The sequence below is a fragment of the Amycolatopsis sp. PS_44_ISF1 genome, from assembly GCF_032335455.1.
Lineage (GTDB): Bacteria > Actinomycetota > Actinomycetes > Mycobacteriales > Pseudonocardiaceae > Amycolatopsis.
In genome coordinates, this window is sequence record NZ_JANUXO010000002.1 from 56,689 (window position 1) to 77,278 (window position 20,590).

16 protein-coding genes are annotated in these 20,590 nt (G+C 72.1%); 9 read left to right on the forward strand and 7 right to left on the reverse strand.

Translation table 11 applies throughout. The features are described 5' to 3' along the window. Nucleotides 1-9 precede the first annotated feature (9 nt). Together NYF13_RS15410 and NYF13_RS15415 are read right to left on the reverse strand one after the other, a co-directional pair. Nucleotides 10-1,068 (reverse strand): LLM class flavin-dependent oxidoreductase, encoded by a 1,059-nt coding sequence (locus tag NYF13_RS15410; protein WP_315657463.1) that lies wholly within the window; start codon nucleotides 1,066-1,068, stop codon nucleotides 10-12. A gap of 39 nt (nucleotides 1,069-1,107) precedes the next feature. After that, nucleotides 1,108-2,445: a condensation domain-containing protein gene (locus tag NYF13_RS15415; RefSeq protein ID WP_315657465.1), complete on the reverse strand. Its 1,338-nt coding sequence runs from the start codon at nucleotides 2,443-2,445 to the stop codon at nucleotides 1,108-1,110. 568 nt (nucleotides 2,446-3,013) lie between these two features. Here NYF13_RS15415 and NYF13_RS15420 point away from each other — a divergent pair. From NYF13_RS15420 to NYF13_RS15450, 7 genes are read left to right on the forward strand one after another with little or no spacing between them, the layout of a single operon-like run. Further along, complete coding sequence (locus NYF13_RS15420) at nucleotides 3,014-4,246, forward strand: hypothetical protein (RefSeq protein WP_315657467.1); 1,233 nt, start codon at nucleotides 3,014-3,016, stop codon at nucleotides 4,244-4,246. Between the two features lie 31 nt (nucleotides 4,247-4,277). Beyond that, nucleotides 4,278-6,029, forward strand: coding sequence for a thiamine pyrophosphate-binding protein (locus NYF13_RS15425; protein ID WP_315657469.1), 1,752 nt, complete (start codon nucleotides 4,278-4,280; stop codon nucleotides 6,027-6,029). Next, a complete protein-coding gene (locus tag NYF13_RS15430; RefSeq protein ID WP_315657470.1) occupies nucleotides 6,026-6,886 on the forward strand; it encodes a phytanoyl-CoA dioxygenase family protein in 861 nt (286 codons plus the stop codon). The genes NYF13_RS15425 and NYF13_RS15430 overlap by 4 nt, the downstream gene beginning before the upstream one ends. 13 nt (nucleotides 6,887-6,899) lie before the next feature. Further along, nucleotides 6,900-10,223: an amino acid adenylation domain-containing protein gene (locus tag NYF13_RS15435; RefSeq protein ID WP_315657472.1), complete on the forward strand. Its 3,324-nt coding sequence runs from the start codon at nucleotides 6,900-6,902 to the stop codon at nucleotides 10,221-10,223. Continuing rightward, nucleotides 10,220-11,701: a condensation domain-containing protein gene (locus NYF13_RS15440; RefSeq protein WP_315657474.1), complete on the forward strand. Its 1,482-nt coding sequence runs from the start codon at nucleotides 10,220-10,222 to the stop codon at nucleotides 11,699-11,701. Before NYF13_RS15435 ends, NYF13_RS15440 begins: the two co-directional genes overlap by 4 nt. Further along, nucleotides 11,698-12,567, forward strand: coding sequence for a phytanoyl-CoA dioxygenase family protein (locus tag NYF13_RS15445; protein WP_315657476.1), 870 nt, complete (start codon nucleotides 11,698-11,700; stop codon nucleotides 12,565-12,567). The genes NYF13_RS15440 and NYF13_RS15445 overlap by 4 nt, the downstream gene beginning before the upstream one ends. Further along, on the forward strand, nucleotides 12,564-12,821 hold the full coding sequence (locus NYF13_RS15450; RefSeq protein WP_315657479.1) for a phosphopantetheine-binding protein: 258 nt from the start codon (nucleotides 12,564-12,566) through the stop codon (nucleotides 12,819-12,821). The genes NYF13_RS15445 and NYF13_RS15450 overlap by 4 nt, the downstream gene beginning before the upstream one ends. Nucleotides 12,822-13,014: 193 nt before the next feature. Here NYF13_RS15450 and NYF13_RS15455 read toward each other — a convergent pair whose 3' ends face one another. Next, the gene (locus NYF13_RS15455; RefSeq protein ID WP_315657482.1) at nucleotides 13,015-14,352 is read right to left on the reverse strand and encodes a GMC oxidoreductase; all 1,338 of its coding nucleotides are present in this window, start codon (nucleotides 14,350-14,352) and stop codon (nucleotides 13,015-13,017) included. After that, nucleotides 14,349-15,101, reverse strand: coding sequence for a nucleotidyltransferase domain-containing protein (locus NYF13_RS15460; protein ID WP_315657483.1), 753 nt, complete (start codon nucleotides 15,099-15,101; stop codon nucleotides 14,349-14,351). The genes NYF13_RS15455 and NYF13_RS15460 overlap by 4 nt, the downstream gene beginning before the upstream one ends. 187 nt (nucleotides 15,102-15,288) lie before the next feature. On the opposite strand from NYF13_RS15460, the gene NYF13_RS15465 reads away from it, so the two are divergent. Then, on the forward strand, nucleotides 15,289-16,524 hold the full coding sequence (locus tag NYF13_RS15465) for an MFS transporter (protein WP_315657485.1): 1,236 nt from the start codon (nucleotides 15,289-15,291) through the stop codon (nucleotides 16,522-16,524). After that, entirely contained in the window at nucleotides 16,521-17,027 is a 507-nt protein-coding gene (locus tag NYF13_RS15470) for a 2'-5' RNA ligase family protein (protein WP_315657487.1), read from the forward strand. The genes NYF13_RS15465 and NYF13_RS15470 overlap by 4 nt, the downstream gene beginning before the upstream one ends. A gap of 159 nt (nucleotides 17,028-17,186) precedes the next feature. On the opposite strand, the gene NYF13_RS15475 is transcribed toward NYF13_RS15470, so the two are convergent. The 3 genes from NYF13_RS15475 to NYF13_RS15485 all read right to left on the reverse strand — a co-directional run bounded on the left by NYF13_RS15475 (nucleotide 17,187) and on the right by NYF13_RS15485 (nucleotide 20,471). Continuing rightward, complete coding sequence (locus NYF13_RS15475; protein WP_315657488.1) at nucleotides 17,187-18,791, reverse strand: carboxylesterase family protein; 1,605 nt, start codon at nucleotides 18,789-18,791, stop codon at nucleotides 17,187-17,189. After that, on the reverse strand, nucleotides 18,788-19,414 hold the full coding sequence (locus tag NYF13_RS15480) for a TetR/AcrR family transcriptional regulator (RefSeq protein WP_315657491.1): 627 nt from the start codon (nucleotides 19,412-19,414) through the stop codon (nucleotides 18,788-18,790). Before NYF13_RS15480 ends, NYF13_RS15475 begins: the two co-directional genes overlap by 4 nt. Nucleotides 19,415-19,583: 169 nt before the next feature. Next, nucleotides 19,584-20,471 carry a LysR family transcriptional regulator gene (locus NYF13_RS15485; protein WP_315657494.1) on the reverse strand — a complete coding sequence of 296 codons (888 nt, stop codon included), beginning with the start codon at nucleotides 20,469-20,471 and terminating at the stop codon, nucleotides 19,584-19,586. Nucleotides 20,472-20,590: the final 119 nt, after the last annotated feature.

The window sequence follows — 20,590 nt, forward strand, 5'->3', positions numbered from 1 at the left end:
CCGTGCCGGTCAGAAGGTGGATTCCGCCGGCCAGCTCCTGAGCTCGGGCAGGCAGTGCTCGGCGAAGGTGTGCAGGCTTGCGTGGCCGTCCTCGTCCGGGATGCCGTGGAAGATGGTCAGCAGGCCCTGGAGGGTGAAGGCCCGGTGCAGCGCCTCCAGTTGCTCCAGCACCTGATCCGGCGTGCCGTGCACCACGGTGCTGGGCGCCAGGTCGACTTCCGCCCGGGGCACAGCTCGCAGGTTCTGGTAGAACTCGTAGCTTTCCGTCCGTCCGAAATCCTTTTCCGCCATTCCGTAGTGCGCCACGGCGACGTGATGGCTGTCGTCGTTGTGCCTTTTGGCGATCTCCCTCGCCCGGTCGGCGCTCTGGTCGACCACGACCACGACGGACAGGAGCGGGCCGGGTGGCTCGCCGGCCGCCCCGTGCAGGTCGGACCACGTGGCGCGGTAGCGCTGGACGTCCTGGGCGATGAGGTGGACGGGTTTGAAGATGATGAGCATCAGGCCCAGCCCCATCCTGGCCACCAACGGGCTGGATTCCGGCGACACCGACGCACTGAACACCCGTCCCCGGAAGGACTTGAACGGCCGGGGCCGCAGCTCGCGACGAGGCTGGCGGAGTACCTCCCCGCCTTCGACGACCCCGGTTTCCAGGGCCGACAGCACCAGTTCGGCACATTCCGCGAAGCGGGCGCGGGACTCGGCGAGCGGCACGCGGAAGCCCTCGAACTCGTGCTTGGCCAAGCCGCGGCCGAGGCCGAGAACGAGCCGCCCGGCGGACAGGTGGTCGGCGAGGATGGCCTGTTCGGCGAGCCGGACCGGGTCGTGCCAGGGCAGGACCAGGACCGCGGTGCCGAGGCGGACGCGGGTGGTGCGCGCGGCCAGGTAGGACAACGCCTGGAGCGGGTCGGCGATCAGGCCGTAGTTGCTGAAGTGGTGTTCGGTCAGCCAGACCGAATCGAAGCCGAGCGCCTCGGCCTGGACGCAGTAGTCCAGTTCCTTGCGCATGAACTCCGCGTCGGGGTAACTGCCCCGGTGCTGGAAGGCCGCCTCGAAGCCGACGTGCACGTCAACGCCCCTCTCGTGGTCGTGGTCGGTCCGGCGGTGTCACCATGCGCGCAGCGGGGTGGCGGGGTCGTCCACCAGCCGCCGCAGCAGGCGCTCGTAGTCGGCCATCCAGCGCGTGACGGTCGGCGGGTCGAGGTAGTCGGCCGACTCGACCCACAGCCGGACACCGTCCACCCCGGGTACCGCCAGGACGCCGAGGTCGGAGCGCACACCGGGGATGGCGATCTCCTCGGCCACGGCCCGCAGGCCCGGCAGGTCCAGCCGCCGTCCCGGGTCGGGGTGCAGCGAGAACCACACCTGCGGGAAGTGTTCGGCGCCCGGTCGCTCGCGGACGCGCGCCTCGTCGAGCACGACCGAGAACGGCACGCCGACGTGGTCCGCCACCGTCCACAGCCGATGCGCGATGCCCGAAACGGCTTCGCGAATGGTGCCGCCCGGATCGCCGGGAAGGCGTAGTGCCAATGAGTTGGTGAGCGGGCCGGCGAGGTTTTCGAACCGCTGCCGGGTGCGGTTCGGGAACGCGCCGACGACGGTGACCTCGCGCCGGCCGACGAGCCCGCGCAGCAACTGGCCGAAAGCCGTGAGCAGCACCGCGTAGAGCGTGACGCGGTGCGCCTCGGCCCACTGGGCGAGCCGGCGCGCGAGGCCCGGTTCGACGTCGAACGGTTGCAGGGCGCCGTGCCCGCTCAGCACGGGCGGACGCGGCCGGTCGCCGGGCAACGGCAGCGACACCGTCGCGCCCTCCAGCTCCGCGCGCCAGAACTCGATGGACCGCTTTCCCGCCGCGCCGGCCAGGTGCTCCCGCTCCCACCGGACGAACTCCGCGAACTGAACCGGTTCTTCGCGGTGGCCGGCGGTGCCGGAAACCGCAGCGCGGTAGCCTGCGGCGAGATCGGCCATGAGGATGCTCAGCGAGGTCGCGTCCGTGATGATGTGGTGCTGCACGAACGTCAGAACCCACCGATCCGCGCCGGCCAGGGCCAGTGCGAACCGCGCGACCTCCCCGCCGGACAAGTCGAACGGCGGCAGGGCCTGTTCGTAGCACCACGCCGACACCGCGGCATCGTCCCCCGGCGAGAGGTCGGCGACCGGAAGCTCCACCGGCGCCGCGGGCCCGACATCCTGGGTGAACCCGCTGCTGTCGCGGCGGAACCGGGTCCGCAGCACGTGCCTGCGCTCGACGAGCGACGACACCGCCGCGGCGAGCGCCGCCGGGTCGAGCGGACCGGTGATGTCGATGCGGAGCGCGACGTTGAGAACCGAGCGGTTGCTCAGCTGCGCGTCACGCTCGGCACAGCGCCGCTGGCCCTGGCTGACAGGGTGTCCTTCGCCCGGCGCGGCGCAGGATTGTGCGGGGATTTCCGGTGCACCGGCCATAGCGAATCGCGAAACCTCGTCCTGGTGGCTGATCCGACCTCGTGTGCGGGCGAAAACGCATTCAGTGAATCAGCCACACCGGGACCCGTCAAGAGTTCTCCCGGGCCGCCGGCCGGTTTTCCTATGACGGAGGGTGATCGGGGTGGGCGTAGCCAATCCCCCACATGCACCAGATTCCTCAAAGGATATTCGATTTGTTTGTCCACAATGGATGTTAAACAGTTCTGGAATCACAACCCTTGCCACGACCAGGTACCGTGTGTAGCTTCGAAAGTGGTCCGAGCTCGTTCTGGGGATGCCGGACGGGTTCCCTGTCGATTTCCCTGATACCGCGACGGACACCCCTGTGCGTCGCGTGGTCCCGCAGGTGGAGAAATGGAGGTGAAAGTCATGGAGCGAATCGAGACGGTGGCCGCGGAGTTCGAGTACGAGACCCTCGGCGAGTGGGCGCACGGCTGATGCGTGAGGGGGCGTCATGCTCGAGACATGACGCCCCCGTCCAGAGCGGTCCAGGTCGGCGCGCGACCGTACAGCGCAGCGGAAATCGTGGTGAAAGGTGGGAGTTCTCATGATTGCGGGACCACCGGCCTACTTCCCCCCGGCCGGGTCCGCGCCCCTCGCCGCGCGGCTGCGCGCGCTGCTGACCGCCGGGGTCCCGGTGGCCTGCGGGGTGTACCCGGGTCTGGCCGACCCCGGCCCGGCTTCGGCCAGGCACGCCGAAGCCACCCACGCGCGGGCGCGCCACGTCGCCGACCGGTCGGTGGAGCTGCCCCATTTCAACACCAACCCGCCGCCCATCCTGCGGGTGCTGGCCGCCGCGTCGCTCGGCCGCGTCGACGCGTTGTCCGACACGATGGCCGATTTCCCCGCCGACCTGGCCGGTGATCTGTGGCGTCAGGTGGCCGGCGTGGTCGCCGATCCCGGCGGGCTCGAGCCGGCCGAGCGCGCACACGCGAGTGACCTGATGCTGCGGCTGGGGTACCCCAGGACGGCGGCGCGGGTGCTCGGGATGGCCGCGCCCGATCCGGCGTCGCACGCGTTCAGCCGGGAATGCGCGATCGCGGAGCTGGCCGTTCTGCTGCGCCGCCGCCACGACCCGGCCGTGCTCGAAGCCCGGGCTCTCGATCTTGCCCGCGACCGGTCCCACACCGCCCGGGTGAGGATGATCGCGGCCAACTTCGTCGTGGTGCGCAACGGGCGGCGCGGGACGGATACCCCCGCTCTGCACGAGTCCGCGGAGCTGGCCCTCGCGGCGGCCGAGGAGTGGGAGGCCGATCCGTTCGCCGGGAACCTCGCCTGGCAGACGGTCCACCGCGCGACCGCGTACGTGCCGTTCCTCCGGGGCGACGCCGACGGCACGCTGCGGGCCCTGGACCTGGCCGAGGCGCGCCAGAAGGCGGCTGAAGCCGAGGTGACCGATCCGCTGCGCGAGCTGGCCTGGATCGACCACGCCTTCCCGCTCTACGAGACGATCGCCAAGACGCACCTGCGCCTGGGCCACGCCGGCCCGGCGGTCACCGCGACCGCGCGGCTGGTGGAGCTGAGCCCCCACGACCAGCGGACCTGGGCGGTGCGCGGGCAGGCGCTGCTCGCGGCCGGCCGGCCCGAGGACGCGGCCGAGGCGTTCGGGCGGGCGCTCCCGCTCGGCGGCCTGCCCGTGGCCCGCGCCGCTTACCACCTGGCGTGGATACACGACTTGCTCGGGGATCGAGAGCGCGCGGCGCACTATTGCGCGCTGTCGCGGCGGGTCGACCCGACCGTCCCCGCCTCGGCCGAACTCGCCGAACGCCTGTCCCGCTGACCAGTCCGAGACGACTCGAGGAGTTCGTCCCATGATCGACGCTCCGCCCACGACGACCGGGACGACACCCCGGACGGTCAGCGATCACGTCGTGCACTGGCTGCGCGCCCACGGTGTCTCTTCGGTCTTCACGCTGCCCGGCGGGATGATCGCCGCGCTGCTCGACGCCCTCCACCGGGACGGCGGGGTGCGGATCGTCACCATGCACCACGAGCAGGCTGTCGCTTTCGCCGCGGACGGGGTCGGCCGCTACACCGGCGCGCCCGCGGTGGCCATCGCGACCGCGGGGCCGGGCGCGACCAACCTGCTGACCGCCGTCGGCAGCGCCTACCTCGATTCGGTTCCCGCGGTGTTCCTGGTCGGGCAGGTGCAGAGCTACCTGCTCAAGGGCGACCGGCCGGTGCGCCAGTTCGGTTTCCAGGAGTGCGACGTGGTGTCGATGGCCGCGCCGGTGACCAAGGCGGCGTGGCGGGCCCGGTCCGGCGCGCAGCTACCGGGGCTGCTGGACCGGGCGATGGCGCTGGCCGCCGGCGGACGCCCGGGGCCGGTGCTGGTGGAGCTCCCGTCGGACGTGCAGACCATGCCGGTCCCGGCGGGCGCCGAGCCGGATCCGGCGGTGCCCGGGCCACCGGGGTTCACCGACACCGGGGCGGTCGAAGAACTACTGGACGCCTTCGCCTCGGCCCGGCGGCCGCTGGCCCTGATCGGCGGGGGAGTGCACGCGGCGCGGGCGGCCGACCGGGCCAGGGCCTTCCTGAACGCGCTGGGCGCGCCGGTCGCCGCGTCGGTCATGGCCCTCGACGTGCTCCCCGCAACCCATCCGCTGCGGCTGGGCCTGATCGGCATGTACGGCAACCGGTGGGTCAACCACGCCGCGGCCGAGGCCGACCTGGTGGTCGCGCTGGGCACGAGGCTGGACTTCGGCACGATCGGGGCGGACGTCGCCGCGTGGGCCCGAGACCGCACCACGTTCCAGGTCGACTGCGAACCCGGGGAGATGCGGCGGGTACGCGGCGCGCGGACGATTGCGGCCGATCTCGGCGCGTTCCTCGACACCGCGCTGCCCGCGGCGAGGGCGCGGCAGTTCCCGGACCGGACGGAATGGGCCACCCGCGTGGCCGGGCTGCGCGCCGCGTGGCCGGACACCGCCGAGCTACCCGGCTCGCCCGGCATCAACCCGAACATCCTGGTACGACGGCTTTCGGCCGCGTCCGGGGGTGCGGCGGCCGTCGTCGTCGACGCCGGGCAGCACTTGTGGTGGGCCTGCCAATCGGTTCAGCCGGCCGAGGGGCAGCGGTTCCTGCCCGCGCTGGGGCTGGGACCGTGCGGCTGGGCGTTCCCGGCCGCGATCGGCGTCGCCGAGGTCACCGATCGCCCGGTGGTGCTGTTCGTCGGCGACGGCGCGTTCCAGTTCAACATCCAGGAGTTGCAGACCGTGGTGCGCGACCGTCTGCCGGTGAAGATCGTGGTCGTCGACAACGGCAGCCACGGATCGGTGCGGCAACTGCAGGAGGCGGTCTTCGGCGGCCGGTACCCCTCGACCGTGATCGGCTACGACGCGCCCGACTTCGCCCGGGTGGCCGAGGCCTACGGCGTGGCCGCCGCGTCGGTGTCCGAGCCGGACGCGGTCGACGACGCGCTGCGCTGGCTGTGGCGCGATCACCGGGAGCCCGCCCTGCTGCACGTGCGGGTGCCGACCGAGCTGAACGTCTACCCCAACGTCCCGTTCGGTGCGCCGATCACCGCCATGGAGTCCTGCGCGCAGGTCGAGGAGACACGATGATCCGGACGACGGCCCACGGCGACCTGCTGCCCACCGCCGAAGACGTCGGCTTCTACGCCGAGCACGGCTGGTGGGTCAGCGACGTGGTCGTCCCGGACGAGGTGCTGGAGGCCGCCCAGCTCGGTGCGGAGCGGCACTACGCCGGCGAGCGCGACCACGAGCTGCTGATCACCGGAGGCTACCTGGACTGGCAGCCCCAGCACGGTGACGTCATCCGGCTCAACGATTACGTCTCCCTGCAGAACGACGACCTGCGCCACCTGGTCGAGCAGCCGCTCATCGCCGAGATCGCGGCGCGGCTGGCCGGGACCGGGCAGATCCGGCTGTTCCACGACCAGCTGATCTGCAAGCCCGCCGGAATGGCTCCGAGCGAGTCGACCGTGGGCTGGCACGTCGACGCCGCCTACTGGCAGACCTGCTCGTCCCGGGACATGCTCACCGCCTGGATCCCGTTCCAGGACTGCGACGACGACATCGGCGCGATCTCCTTCATCGACGGCAGCCACCTGCGCGACGACACCGAGTGGATGCGCACGTTCACCGAGCACGACCTGACGAAGCTGGAGCGCTCCTTCGCGGGCGCCGCCCCGGTGCGCAAGGTGCCCCTGCGGATCGGCCGCGGACAGGTCAGCTTCCACCACTGCCGCACGATCCACGGCAGCGACGCCAACCACAGCTCCCGCGACCGGGTGGCGCTGGCGCTGCACTTCCAGGACCGCGCCAACCGCTACGTGCCGCACACCGATCCGTCGGGGCGACGGAGCGTGCACCTCAACGACCTGCTCTGCCGCAAGGACGACGCCGGCTTCCCCGACTACGCCGACCCCGACATCTGCCCGGTTCTCTGGCCCGTCTGAAAGGAACTGCGCCTTGACCGAAAGGACGAGCACGCCACCGCGCACCCACGGTGCCTGGTGGGCCGAGCGGCTGGGGCATCGGCGGGTGGAGGCCGGTCCGCCGTTGTTTCGCAAGCGGTCCAGCGTGTACCGCCGCAAGAGCATGACCCTACGGCTGCCGCTCACGGTCGCGGTCCCCGCCGCCGAGGCGCACGCGGTGTTCCTGGCCGCGATCGCCGCGGTGCTGTACCGGTACCGGGGCACCGCCGAGGCCGAGGGGATCGTCGTCGGGTCACCGCCCGCCGGGTCCGATGAGGTCGGCACCGCGCTGCCGATGCTGCTGGCGGTCGACCCGGAGACGCCGCTGGCCGAGCTGGTCGGCGAGGCGGCCCGGGTGATCGCCGAAAGCGAGCCGAAGACCGACTTCGACGTCGGCGAACTGTGGGCGGCGCTGGGGGTGGAGGAGGTCACCGACCGGCACCCGCTGTTCCCCGTCGTCCTGCGCGTCGAGGGCCGGCACCGCCCGATCACGGACCTGCGCAACGACGTCACGGTGACGGTCACCGCCGGCGATCTGGAGCTGGAGTACAACGCCAACGTGCACGCCGAAGCGGCGATCGCCCGGTTCGGCGGGCACGTCCTCGCTTTCGCCGGGCGGAGCCGCTCCGCGCCGGAGACACCGGTTCGGGCCGTGGACTACCTGCTCGACGACGATCGGGCGGCGCTGCTGGCCTGGGGCCAGGGCGAGCGCGTGGAGTCCGGCGGGCCGGGCCTGCACCAGCTCGTCGAAGCCGCGGCGCTGGCGCACCCCGAGCGGGAGGCGCTCGTCCACGGCGACGAGGTGATCAGCTACGGCGAGCTGAACGTGCGGGCCAACCGCCTGGCCAACCACCTGCGATCGCTGGGGGCCGGGCGCGGCACCCGGGTCGGGCTGTGCGTGCCCGCGACCCCCGAGCTGACCATCGCCACCCTGGGGGTGCTCAAGTCCGGCGCGGCCGTGGTGCCGATCGTGCCGACCTTCCCCGAGCCGCGGAACCGGATGACGGTCGAGGACTCGGCGATGACGCTGGTGGTCACCCATTCTTCGCTGTCGGACCGGTTCACGGCACCGAAGCCGGTGGTGGTCAGCCTCGACCGCGACGCCGAGCAGATCGCCGGCGCCGGCGAAGCCGACCCCGACTCCGGCGTGACCGGGGCCGATCCGCTCTACGTGCTGTTCACCTCCGGTTCGACCGGCCGTCCGAAAGGGACAGTGGTGGAGCACCGGCGGCTGGTCGACCTCGTGTGCTGGCAGCGTGAGCGGGGCGAGGACCCCGCCGGCCGGCGGACGCTGCAGCGCACGTCGATCGGCTTCGACGTCAGCTTCCAGGAGATCTTCTCCACCCTCGGCTTCGGCGGCAGCCTCGTCGTCGCCTCGGACGAGGTCCGCGACGACGTCTCCCTGCTGCCCGGGTACGTCGAGCGCTACGCCATCGCCCGGCTGTTCCTCCCGCCGGTGGCGCTGAACCAGCTGGCCGTGACCGCGACCCTGGAGCAGCGGGCCCTGCGGACGCTGCGCGAGGTCGTCGTCGCCGGCGAGCAGTTGCACATCTCCATGCCGGTCCGCCGGCTGTTCCACCAGCTCGGCTGCTCGCTCGACAACCAGTACGGGCCGACCGAGACCCACGTCGTGACCGCGTTCGCGCTGACCGGGCCGAGCACGCGCTGGCCGGCCTCGCCGCCCATCGGCCAGCCGGTGCGCAACGTCCGGGTCCACGTGCTGGACGCGTGGTCGCAGCCGGTACCGCCCGGCGTACCCGGCGAAATCCACGTCGCGGGCGTCGGCCCGGCCGAGGGCTACCTGGACGAGCGGGACCGGGCCGGCCGGTTCGTCCCCGACCCGTTCGGCGCCCGGGGCGAGCGGCTCTACCGCACCGGGGACCGGGGCCGGTTCCTCGCCGGGGGCGACATCGAATTCCTCGGCCGTCGCGACGACCAGGTCAAGATCCGCGGTTACCGGATCGAGCTCGGCGAGGTCGAGGCCGTGCTGACCAGGCAGCCGGGCGTGCGCCTGGCGGCGGCGGTCGTGCACGAGACGGCGGCCCTGGGCCGGCAGCTGGCCGCGTTCGTCGTCGCCGACCACGAGCTCGATCCCGCCGACCTGCGCCGGCGGCTGCTGGCCGACCTGCCCGGGCACATGGTCCCGGCGACCTCGGGGTTCGTGTTCACCGACGCCCTGCCGCTCACCTCGACCGGAAAGGTCAGCCGGCGCGAGCTGCCGCCGTTGCCCCGCGCCGCCGTGCCGGCGGTCGGGTCGGCCGTCGCGAAGGGCGACACCGAGCAGACCGTCGCCGGAATCTGGTCACGGGCACTCGGGCTGGAAAGCGTCGGCCGCGACTCGGACTTCATCGAGCTCGGCGGGCACTCGCTCGTCGGCATCCAGGTCGTCGCGCAGCTCAACGAGCTGTTCTCGATTTCGCTGCCGCTTCGCAGCCTGCTTCGCGGTACGACGGTCGCGGCCCTGGCCGCCGAGATCGACGCCGCCCGCGGGTACGGCGCCCCGGCCGGGCCGTCCTCCGACGGGGCTCCGTCCCGCGAAGCGACGGTCCAGCTGCCCGGTGGGCTGCGGGTGTACGCGCCGCAACCGGCCGAGACCGAGTACCTGTACCAGGACGTCTTCGAGCACAAGACCTACGACCGGGGCGGGCTGCGCTACCCGGAGACCGGCGTCGTACTCGACGTCGGGGCGCACATCGGCCTGTTCACCCTGTACGCCAAGCGGAAATCGCCGGGTCTGCGGGTGCTCGCGTTCGAGCCGTGCCCGCCGCTGTTCGACCCGCTGCGGCGCAACGTCGGCGAGCTGGACGGGGTCGAGCTGTACGGGTTCGGGCTCGGGGCAAGCGCGGACTCCGCCGCGTTGACCTACTACCCCCACCTCACCGGCATGTCGTCGTTCCACCCGGACGACGCCCAGGAGCGGACGCTGCTGTCGGGCATCCTCGGCAACGTCGCGCACCTGAACCGGGGCGGCGAGGGCGCGCTGCTGGCCGATTCGCCGCAGTACCTGAACGAGCGGCTGGCGGCCGAGACGTTCACCTGCGAGCGCAGGACGCTCGGCTCGGTTCTCGCCGAAACCGGGATCGGGCACGTCGACCTGCTCAAGATCGACGTGCAGAAGGCCGAGCTGGAGGTGCTGGCCGGCCTCGGGGAGGAGGACTGGCCCGGGATCGACCAGATCGTCGTCGAGGCGCACGACCTGTCGGGCCGGGTCGGGCTGATCGCCGGGCTGCTGGCGGACCGGGGCTACCGGGTCACCGTGGAGCAGGACCCGCTGCACGCGGGCACGGTCGTCCACTTCGTCTACGCGGTGCGCCGATGAGCGATGCGACGCGGCCCGTCCCGCCCCGGCGAGGGCCGCTCACCGAGACCCAGCGGCAGATGTGGGCACTGGACCAGCGCGAACCCGATCCCGGCGCGCTGAACCTGAGCTACGCGCTGGCGGTGGACGGCCCGCTCGACGTGGTCGCTCTCGGCGAGGCGTTCCGGAGCCTGGTGCGCACGCACGAGCCGCTGCGCACGATCTACTTCGCGGAGGGGGACGACGTCGTCGCCGAGGTCGTCCCCGCGGAGGTCGCGCCGGCCGCCGTCGAGCTGGCGCCGTGCCTCGTCGGCGAAACCGAGGCGGTGCGGCTCATCCGGGAGGATCGGTCCAGACCCTTCGACCTGGCCACCGAGACGCCCATCCGGGCCCGCCTGCTCCGGCTCGGGCCGGACCGGCACATCCTGCTGGTGTCGGTGCACCACATCGCGGGGGATGGGTGGTCGATCTTCGTCCTGCGTCAGCACCTCACCCGCAGCTACGCGGCGCTGAAGCGCGGCGATCGGCCCGATCCGGGCGTGCCCCGGGTCGAGTGCCTGGAGCTGGCCCGCAGCCAACTGGAGTGGACGCGCGGCCCGGCCGTCGAGCCGGAGCTGAGCTGGTGGACCGACCGGCTGCGCGGGGCCACGGCCCGGCCGGCGCTGCTGGGGGACCACCGGCAGCCGGGCGAAATCCGCAGGCAGGTCGAGGCGCTGCCCGGGGCGCTGACCACTGAGCTGACCACGCTGGCCAAACAGGCGGGGACGTCGTTGTTCGTCGTGCTGCTCACGGCGTTCGAGGTGCTGATCGAGCGGTGGTCGGGATGCGCGAACGTCGTCATCGGCACGCTGGCGGCGAACCGGCCGACCGCCGACAGCGCGGCCGTGCTCGGCGCGCACTACAACCCGCTGCTCCTCAACACCGACCTGAGCGGGGACCCGTCGCTGGCGGAGTGCCTGCTGCGCACGGCGGAGCGCACCCTGGCCGCGCTCGACCGTCAGCGGCTGCCGTTCGCCGTCCTCGCCGAGCGCGTGAAGCGCGAGTTCGGCTGGGCCGCTGTTCCCGGTGTGGTGTTCCAGATGGACCGCTACCCGATGGAGGGCCTGGCCTTGACCGGTTGCACCGTCACGGGCCTGTACGTCGACGACGGCTGCGAGGTGAGCACGATCCCCGCCGCCACCTCGGCCGGCCTGACCTTCTTCGTCCGCGAGACCGGTGCACGACTGACCCTCTCGGTGCTCTACTCCGGCGATTCGTTCGACGACGGGTCGATCCGCGCGGCGATGGACGCCTACGTCGAGGTGCTCGCGGCCCTGTGCGACGCGCCCGAGCTGCCCGTGCCCGACCTCGTGCTCCCCGGCCCGGCGCCGGCTCCGGCCCGGGAAGCCGCCGGCGGCTCACCGGGCCGGCTGCGGGAGATGGGGGAGATCGGCCCGGTCGACGCCCTCAGCCCCGTCGGCGTGTGGCACCACCCCCACCAGCAAGGAGGCGCAGCATGAACCTCACCGAGGAGCAGATCGCGCTGCTGCCGTCCGAGGACGACGTCCGGTTCTACGAGGAGCACGGCTGGTGGATCTCGCCCCGCATCGTGGAAGACGAGGTCATCGACGACGCGCGGTTCGGCGTCGACCGCTACTACCACGGCGAGCGCGATGCGGCCCTGTTGTTCGAGGCGGGCACCGACTGGAACGCCAGCCGCGGGAACGTGCTGCGGCAGAACGATTACGTCTCGCTGCAGATCGAGCAGTTACGGGTGCTGGCCCAGCACCCGCTCGTCGCGCTCACCGCGGCGGTCCTGGCCCGCACGGCCGAGGTTCGCCTGTTCCACGACCAGCTGATCTACAAGCCGCCGCAGGTCTCCGACTCGGTCGCCACCGTCGGCTGGCACACCGACATCGCCTACTGGAAGACCTGTTCTTCGCGCAATCTGATCACGGCCTGGATACCGTTGCACCCGGTCACCGCCGACATGGGTCCCATGACCGTGCTGGACCACAGCCACCGTTGGGGCGGCAACGACCGGCTGGAGTTCTTCCACGAGCCGGATCTGCCCGGCGTGGCGGCCGTGATCGAGCGGGGGACCGAGCCGATCACCGAGGTCCCGCTGGTGCTGGACGCCGGACAGGTCAGCTTCCACCACTGCCGCACCATCCACGGCAGCAGGCCCAACCGTGCGGACCGCCCCCGGGTGGCCCTGGCCGTGCACATGCAGGACGAGTCCAACCGCTACACCTCCGTCTTCGACGAGAACGGCAAGCGCCTGGTCCACCTCAACGACTTCCTCTGCCGCAAGGACGACAACGGCGACCCGGACTACGCCGATCCGGCAGTGTGCCCGGTTCTGTGGAAGGCGGAGGCACGATGAGCGACGACACGATGGTCGACGGCACCCGGGACACCCTCGCCGACTTCATGCGAGAGCTCCTCGGGATCGAGGAGATCGGTCCGGGCGACCTGCTGCTCGACCTCGGCGGCAACTCGCTGATCGCGACGATGCTGGCCAACCGGGTCGAACTGGCCTGGGACTTCCGGCCCACCATGGTCGAACTCATGACGAGCACGTTCGCCGAACTGGTCGCCCTGTGCACCGAGCGCCGGGCCGACCGGGAGCGGCCCTAGCCGATCCGGCGTCGCTGACGCGGTTCGGCGGTTTCGCCGACCGCCCGCAGGATGACCGGTCCTGGCGCGGTGTCCCAGCGCGCGCGGTGAGCCAGATCCGGAGCGGCCCCCGCCATTCTGGATCCCGCTGGCTGCTTCCGGCGGCAGTGCGCCCCATCGCCTCCTCGTTCCGAAGGGGCACAACCGGAAGCCGCTACGTCCGGTTCAGGTGCTCGGCCGTCCGTACCGCCAGCGCGGCGGCGGTCAGGGTCGGGTTGGTCGCGGTGGCGGTCGGGAGGAGGCCGGTGCCGCCGAGATGGAGGTTGTCCATGCCCCAGACCCGGCCGTAGCCGTCGACGACGGAGTCGACGCTGTCGGCGCTGCTGGCGCCGTCGGTACTGCCGGTGCCGATCCGCGATGTGCCCATGACGTGCATCGAGCTGCCCGCGGTGAGCTGGCGGGGTCGACCGCCCGGCGTGAAGGCGCCGATCCGCTCGCCCGCTGCTTCGATCGCGGCCAGAGTGTCGGCGCGGCGGGCCTCGTCGTGAGCGGAGAGGGAGTACTCGAAGGTGGGCCGGGGCAACCCGAACGCGTCGCCGGAAGCTTCGGTGAACACGATCCGGTTCTCCCGTCGTTGCTCGGTCGGCGTGTACCAGTACAGGGAAAGGACCCTTCGCTCGTCGAGACCCTCCACCAGGGGCGAGCCGTGGGCGTCGGTGAGCAGTACGCCGTGGAACGGCCGGCCGGCCTGCGCCGGGACGATCGCGAACGGGTCGGGGTCGTCGGCGGGGCCCGCGTCGAGCAGGACCTGGGCGTAGGACAGCGGGTGGTCGGTGAGGTAGTTCCCGACGGGCAGATCCCTGCCGATTCCGGATGCCCACAGCAGGGCCGGGGTCCGCAGTCCTCCGGCCGCGACGATGAAGTCGTCCGCTTCGACCGTGCGGGCCCGCCCGGTGGCGAGATCCACCGCTTCGGCCGCGATGACGCGGCTGCCGCGGCAGTCCAGCTTGCGGACCGCGTGCTGGGCCAGGATCTTCACATCGCGTGCGATCTCGGCCGGCCCGGTCCACCGGCGGCCGTCGAAGGCGATCGGCGCGGGCCCGGCTCCCTCGAGTGCGGAGATGACCGCACTCTGCCGTCGTCCGGACGGGCTCGGCGAGACTCGCAGCAGGTGCTCGGCCCGGCGGTACAAGCGGGCCCATTCCTCGTCCTCGATGCCCGGCCACCGTTCCCGGGCGGCCAGGCGCGGGGCCACGCAGTTCCAGAGGACGCCCATACCGCCCAGCAGGTTCGTCGTCCGCGCGGCGGCCATGGCCGGCCTCGACGTGGTGGCCCCGGCGGCGGCTCGTCTGAGGTGGACGCGGACCAGGTCGTTGACGTAGGCGGGATCGTCCCGGCCCGCCGGGAGGTTGCGGAGGTGCGAGCCCGCGGGCCAGGCCATCGGCGACCCGGCGTCGAGCACGATGACATCGGCGCCCCGGTCGGCCAGACAGCGCGCGAGGACCGCGCCGATGACGCCGAAGCCGATGACCGCGACGTCCGCGCCGGTCACGGGGTGGCGCTGGCGGCCAGCTCGCGCACCGACGGCGCGAGCCGCTCGGCGTGCTCCGGGTCGATGTGCCCGACCTCGGTCAGGAGGGCCTCGCACGCCGCGGTGAACGCCCGGCTCAGTTCGGCGGGGTCCGGCGAGCGCACCAGCGCCGCCGTGATCGGGCCGGTCGCCTCGGCGGGCAGGTCGTCCAGGCCGCGCCCCTGGGTGGCGGGCACGTCGTGGCGGAGGCAGGCGAGCGCGAACACCTGGTCACGCAGGCCGCTGACCATGTACTCCGCCTGCCAGAGCCGTCGCCTGGCGATGCTCGACCGGGCGTGCAGGGCGTAGAGCCAGGCCCAGCCGACGAGGTTCGCCGCCACCGGGGGCTTGGTCTGCTCGACGTCGTTCGCCTGGCCGAACAGCACCTCGAACCGCGGCCCGGTCGCGCCGAAATCTCCGGCGGGCCAGAACGCGACATCGACCTGGAGGGTGCCCGGGAGCAGGAAGACCCGGAACAGTGTGCTGCCCGCCCACACGTCCAGGTGGGTGACCGCGCCGTAATCCCGGTACAGCGACCCGGTCCAGGCAGCGACCACATCGTCGTAGTCGACCTCGGGCGCCAGCCCCAGCGCGAGGTCGATGTCGGACCACCGGTCCTGGTTGCCGTGCGCACTCGACCCGGCGAAACCCGCGGCCGCGATCCGCGGATCGGCCTTCGCCGCTGCCACCAGCTCGTCGCGCACGTGATCCCGCTCGGCAGTTGTGAACATGGCCCCGCACATTACCAGTGGAACCCCGGCCGAATTCGGCTGTCGCGCAATCTCATACGTTTGCGCCGCTTCACGAGCTGCTGTTAACCTCGAGAGGCAGCGGGATTAGCTGCACTGGACGATATTCGACTGGACATTCGACTGGACGGCATTCACCGGATCGGTGCATGAGCCAGTGGGGGCCGGTGTGCCGGAAGGCGTTGCGAGCAAAGCAATCCCGCGCTCCTCCTGGAGTCCCTGGCGCCGCCTGCAAGCCACCGTCCTCGCCACCGCGACGAGCGAGGGCCTGCTTTTGGCCGCACTGCCGTTGATCGCCGTGTCGCTGACCAAGGATCCGCGCGCGGTCTCCCTGGTGAATGTCGCGGGCAAGGCTCCCTGGCTGCTTCTGTCGTTGTTCGCCGGGCTGCTGATCGACCGCACCCGGCGTACGACCGCGTTGGCGCTGGCGTGCGCCTTGCAGGTCGGCGCGGCGTTGCTCCTGGGGCTCGCCACCGCGGGCTCCTGGCTGACGCTGCCCCTGCTCATGGTGGTGGCGTTCGTCATCGCGTCGTCGCAGGTGCTCGGCGACGGGGCCGGCAGCGCACTGGTCCCGTCCCTGCTACCACCGGATCGATTCATCGCGGCCAACGCCCGCCTGCAGGTGATCGGCCGGGGCGCGGTCCAGTTCGTCGTGCCGCCGCTGACCGGTTTGCTGCTGGCGCTCACCCCGGGCCTGCCCGCCTGGACCGCGTGCGCGGGCGCGCTCGCCGGACTCGCCCTCACCAGGACGATCCCGTCTGCGGCAACCGGTACGCGAGGCGGCCGCCCCCTGCGGGAGATCGCCGAAGGGCTGCTCGCCCTCGTCTCCGCGCCGCTGCTGCGCTCGATCACCATCACCGTCGCACTCGGCTCGTTCGCCAGCAGCGCCGCCAGTGCCGTTCTGGTCCTGTACGCCACCGAGATCCTGTTGCTGGGGCCGGTGGGCTACGGTCTCCTGCTGGCCTGCCTGGCCGCCGGATGGCTCGCTTCGTCTTTCGTCGCCGACCGCCTGGTGGCCCGGTTCGGCGCCCCCCGCTCCATGCGTGCCGCCCAGAGCATCACCGCCGCGGTACCACTCCTCATCGCCATCGCTCCACCCTGGCCCGCGCTCGTCGGCGCCCTGCTCGCCGCCTCCTCGGCCGCGACCCTGATCTGGAACGTCTGCTCCCAATCCATCCGGCAGTGCTTCACCCCGCCGCCTCTGCTGGGTCGCGTCCTCACCAGCCACCGGGCCCTGGCCTGGGGCCTCACCCCCCTGGGGGCGCTCACCGGCGGCCTCATCGCCGCGGCCTGGAGCCTTCGCACCGTCTGGCTGGCCACCGCCGCCCTCCAAGCGCTCACCGCTCTCATCGTTTGGCGCACCCTGTCCCCGAAAGCCTTCGCCGCCGCAGAGGACCGACCATGACGCACGCAGCCCTCGTCATCCCCGTTCCGGCGCTGGAACCCTTGGTCCGCCCACGCATGCGGCGCGCTCTGCCTGCCTTCGTGTTCCCGGATCCGAGCGCCACCCACGCCCACGTCAGCCTCACGGCGTCCATCCCGGAGGACCTCCTCGGCCCGGCGCTGATCGATGAGCTGGCGACGCGTTTCGCTCGGGTGCCCGCCTGCTCGTTCACCTTCCGTCCCACCCTCCACCGGACACCGGACGGCGGCAGCTACCTCACTCCCGAACCCCTGGATCCGCTCGAGCGCCTGATCGCGTCGCTGCCCGGCCTGCCCCCGCCACCCCACCCACCCCACCTGACCATCGAGTACTCCTGGGCGAGGGATCCCGCACCGGCGGGGGAGCAGGACCTCGAGGCGTTCCTCCCCCTCACCGTCCGGGCCGAACGAGCCGAGCTCAACTGGTACGAGCGGCAGAACTGCCGGACGCTCGCGTCCTTTTCCTTTCGTGACCCACGTAGTTGACCGGGCCCGGGTTCACCCAGCCGCGAACGCGCTCGACCACGGCCGGGCCGGTGACTGGATCGGCGTCGGTCCGCTCGGCAGGCGGGCTTTGTCTTTCACCGTCCGGAAACGGACGGTAGCGTCATCGCCTTGGGCACGGTGAACGGCCGGCCGCGGATCTCATGGCGTGCTTACTTCCCGCCACAGGTCGCATCGGTGGATGGCTGAGGTGTCTTCGCCGTGCACGGCGCCGGGGGCCAGGGTGGTGACGGTGGCCGACGTGGGGGTCATCGCCGCCATGGCCGGCGCGCCGGGGGCGGTCGGCACGCCGGTGCGGGCGAAACTGCTCCAGTAGCCGATCATCGTGTCGCCCAGCTCGGCCTGTCCGGGGCGGGTCAGCAGGTTCCGCCCGGCCAGGTCGAACAGGTACGGCAGGTCGGTGGCGTGGGCGGCGCCCATGAGGCGGGGATCCTTGGTGCCGTTGAGGTTCGGCGGGTCCGGGTCCGCGAACTCGTAGCCGTAGACCTTGGTCTTCGCGGCCATCGCGTGCTCACCGGCCAGGGTCGGGCAGGCCCAGGCGCTGTCGGACACGACCTTCGCCCACGCCGCGGGCCCCGAGGAAGCGAACTGATCGAGCGGGTAGCGCTGGTGCACCTGGTCGGCATCCAGGCCGAACGCGGTCTTGAGCAGCGCCGGGTACGACGCGGCGGTGACCGCCTCCGGCACGGCGGCGACCACCCCGGCGACGAACGCGTTGTGCTCGTCGCGGTTGCCGCCGGACAGCACGGGCACGTCGGCCAGCCGGCCCTGCCGCACCGCCTGCGCGGGATCGGCGGGCAGCAGGTCCGTGTCGTAGCTCAGGTGGTTGGCGAAGGTCTGGTTGACCTTCATCACCACGGGTGCCGGCAACGCGCGCAGACAGGGGAGCGGATCGGGTTGCGCGCAGCCCAGCGTCTTCGCCGCCGCGACCCCGTCCTGGCCGGTGACCGCGACCGAGGTGTAGGGCGTCGTCGAAGGCAGGCCGGGGTAGAGGCCGCCGGCGGGCCACTTCAACAGGCACGATCCGGAAGAGATGGCGACCTTCTGCACCAGGCCCTTCGCCTGGGGCGAGGTCAGCAGCGCGCAGGCGGACATCCCGCCCGCCGACTCGCCGAACACCGTGACGTTGTCCGGGTCGCCGCCGAAGGCGGCCGCGTTCCGCTTGGCCCACCGGGTCCCGGCGATCTGGTCGGCGAAGCCGAAGTCGCCGGAGCCGGCGAGGCCGGGCAACCCGAAGTAGCCGAACACCCCGAGCCGGTAGTTGATCGACACGACGACCACGTGGCCGCGGGAGGCGAGGCGTTGCGCGTCGTACTGCGCACCGGAGCCGGTGGTGTAGCCACCGCCGTGCCACCAGACCATCACCGGCAGCTTCGCGCCGGGCTCGGCGTCGCGTGGAGTGGTGACGTTGGCGAACAGGCAGTCCTCGGCATCGGACCGGCTGGCCCCGGGAACCGTGGGGGTCTGCGCGCACGGCGGCCCCGCCTTGGTCGCCTCGACGACCCCGGCCGCTGCGGGCTGCGGCTGGGGCAGGGTCCAGCGCCGCGGCCCGGTGGGCGGCAGCGCGTAGGGGATGCCCAGGAACTCACGAGCGCTCGGTGTGCTCAGCCCGTGCAGCGTCCCGCTGCTGGTCGGCACGGTCAGCGACGCGTCGGGGGCCGGGCCGTCGCCGGACGAGCACCCGGTCGAGACGACCGGGACGAGCACGGCCAGCACGGTGGCGAGCACCGCGGTTGCGCGGTTCATGTGTCCTCCTTGCGGGTGGCGGCGTCGAGGGTGCGCAGCAGTTCGGTGCGTACCACCTCGGCCGGCCGCCCCTGCCGCAGGTGGGCGGCGGCCACGTCGAGGGCGGCACGGATGAACGACGCCATCAGCTCGACGTCGAAGTCGCGGAACTGGTTCGCGCTCTGGCCGGCGCGCAGGGTCTCGTGGAAGGTGGTCATCTCCGCGGCGTGCCCGGCCGTGGACGGGCGGGTCGGCGCGTTCGTGTGCCGCCCCGCGTCGAAGATCTCGCGCAGGGCGGCGACGTGGCGCGGGTAGGCGACGTAGAAGTCCACACTGCTGCCGGCGAACGCGAGGAGCGCGGCCCTCGGGTCCTGCGCGGCGAGCACCGGGGGGTGCACCTCGCGCAAGCCGATGTCGTAGACGGTCTGCACCACTTGCTCGATCAGCTCGTCCCGGTCGCGGAAGTGGTAGGTGAGCACGCCCCGGCTGACGCCCGCGCGCTGGGCGATCACCACCGTGGACGCCTTCTCGAAGCCGAGCTCCGCGATCGTCTCGATCGCGGACTCGACCAGCTGGTGCCGCCGCGCCACCCGGACGAACGACGGCCCTTTCGCCGGACCGGCGGCATCCTCGTCCGGTGTCATGCCCTCACTATACAGGTGTGCTCGAATTTAAACAGTCCTGTTCGAACACGACCAGCTACGGTGTGGACCGGGCCCACGACCTGGCGGCCCGGGTCGGCCACACCGGTGCGATTACTCCGGACACCCCGCGTTGAAGTGGGTGAACGGGGGAGGAAGGGTCGTTCCGGGGTCAGAAGGGATAGGCGTTCGCGCAGTAGGTGGCGAGGCCCTTCGCGAACGAGGCGAGCAGATCGGCGGTGTAGTGGCTCGGTTTCCAGGCCGCCGTGAGCGTCATGGTGAGCGGTTCGCCGTCCGGGCCGCGGATGAGCAGGGGCTCGACGCCGTAACGCGGGTCCTCGGAGACGACCGCGACGCCGTGCCCGGCAACGCCGAGGGCCTGGGCGAGCAGCGGGCTGGACGACTGCGACAGCATCGTCGGGTTGCGGCAGCCCGCCGCCGCGATGGCCCGGTCGAGAATGTTGCGCGTGTCGTGGTCGACGGTCGGCAGCAGCAGGGGTTCGGCCACCAGCTCGGCCAGGTCGACGTAGCGCTCCCGCCGGGTGTGCCAGGGATGCCCTGGTGGGGCGTACACCCACAACGGTGGGTGCCCGACGGTCAGGGTGTCGGTGCCGGCGGGTGGCGGGCTCGCCGACACCGCGAGGTCCACGCCGTCCGCCAACGCGGCGTACGGCCCCTCGCCCCTGGCCTCCACCACGTCCACCAGCGGACCGCTTCGGCCGGTCGAGACCACGTAGGGGGCGATCACGTCGGCGACGGTCGCCGAAGGCGCGGCGATGGTCAGGCGAGGCGGTACCCCGTCGGCCAGGGACCGCACCAGGGAGGCGGCGCTGTCGGCCCGGGCGACCAGGTCGCGGGCGACCGGCAGGAACCGGTGCCCGGCCGCGCTCAGGCTCAGCCGCGATCCGCCCCGCTCGAAGAGGCTCACCCGCAGGCTCGCCTCCAGCGCGCGAAGCTGCCGGGATAGCGACGGCTGCGCGACGTGGACCTGCTGGGCGGCCCGGACCGTGGAACCGGTGTCGACCACGGCGAGGAAGTACCGGATGTGCCGTAGTTCCATCCGTGGCGCTCCCATCCTTCACCGGCGTCGGGCCAGTATATCTCCCAGGCATGGGAATGCTGCGAATCAAGTATTGGACAGTATCGCCGCGTTCTTCAACAATCATGCGGTATCTCCGC

Bases quoted from the DNA above. Each gene is read 5' to 3' on its own strand.
- NYF13_RS15460 (WP_315657483.1), bottom strand. From the start codon at position 15,101: ATGTTCACAACTGCCGAGCGGGATCACGTGCGCGACGAGCTGGTGGCA.
- NYF13_RS15480 (WP_315657491.1), bottom strand. From the start codon at position 19,414: ATGACACCGGACGAGGATGCCGCCGGTCCGGCGAAAGGGCCGTCGTTC.
- NYF13_RS15470 (WP_315657487.1), top strand. From the start codon at position 16,521: ATGACGCACGCAGCCCTCGTCATCCCCGTTCCGGCGCTGGAACCCTTG.
- NYF13_RS15425 (WP_315657469.1), top strand. From the start codon at position 4,278: ATGATCGACGCTCCGCCCACGACGACCGGGACGACACCCCGGACGGTC.
- NYF13_RS15475 (WP_315657488.1), bottom strand. From the start codon at position 18,791: ATGAACCGCGCAACCGCGGTGCTCGCCACCGTGCTGGCCGTGCTCGTC.
- NYF13_RS15440 (WP_315657474.1), top strand. From the start codon at position 10,220: ATGAGCGATGCGACGCGGCCCGTCCCGCCCCGGCGAGGGCCGCTCACC.
- NYF13_RS15445 (WP_315657476.1), top strand. From the start codon at position 11,698: ATGAACCTCACCGAGGAGCAGATCGCGCTGCTGCCGTCCGAGGACGAC.
- NYF13_RS15430 (WP_315657470.1), top strand. From the start codon at position 6,026: ATGATCCGGACGACGGCCCACGGCGACCTGCTGCCCACCGCCGAAGAC.
- NYF13_RS15450 (WP_315657479.1), top strand. From the start codon at position 12,564: ATGAGCGACGACACGATGGTCGACGGCACCCGGGACACCCTCGCCGAC.
- NYF13_RS15485 (WP_315657494.1), bottom strand. From the start codon at position 20,471: ATGGAACTACGGCACATCCGGTACTTCCTCGCCGTGGTCGACACCGGT.
- NYF13_RS15415 (WP_315657465.1), bottom strand. From the start codon at position 2,445: ATGGCCGGTGCACCGGAAATCCCCGCACAATCCTGCGCCGCGCCGGGC.
- NYF13_RS15420 (WP_315657467.1), top strand. From the start codon at position 3,014: ATGATTGCGGGACCACCGGCCTACTTCCCCCCGGCCGGGTCCGCGCCC.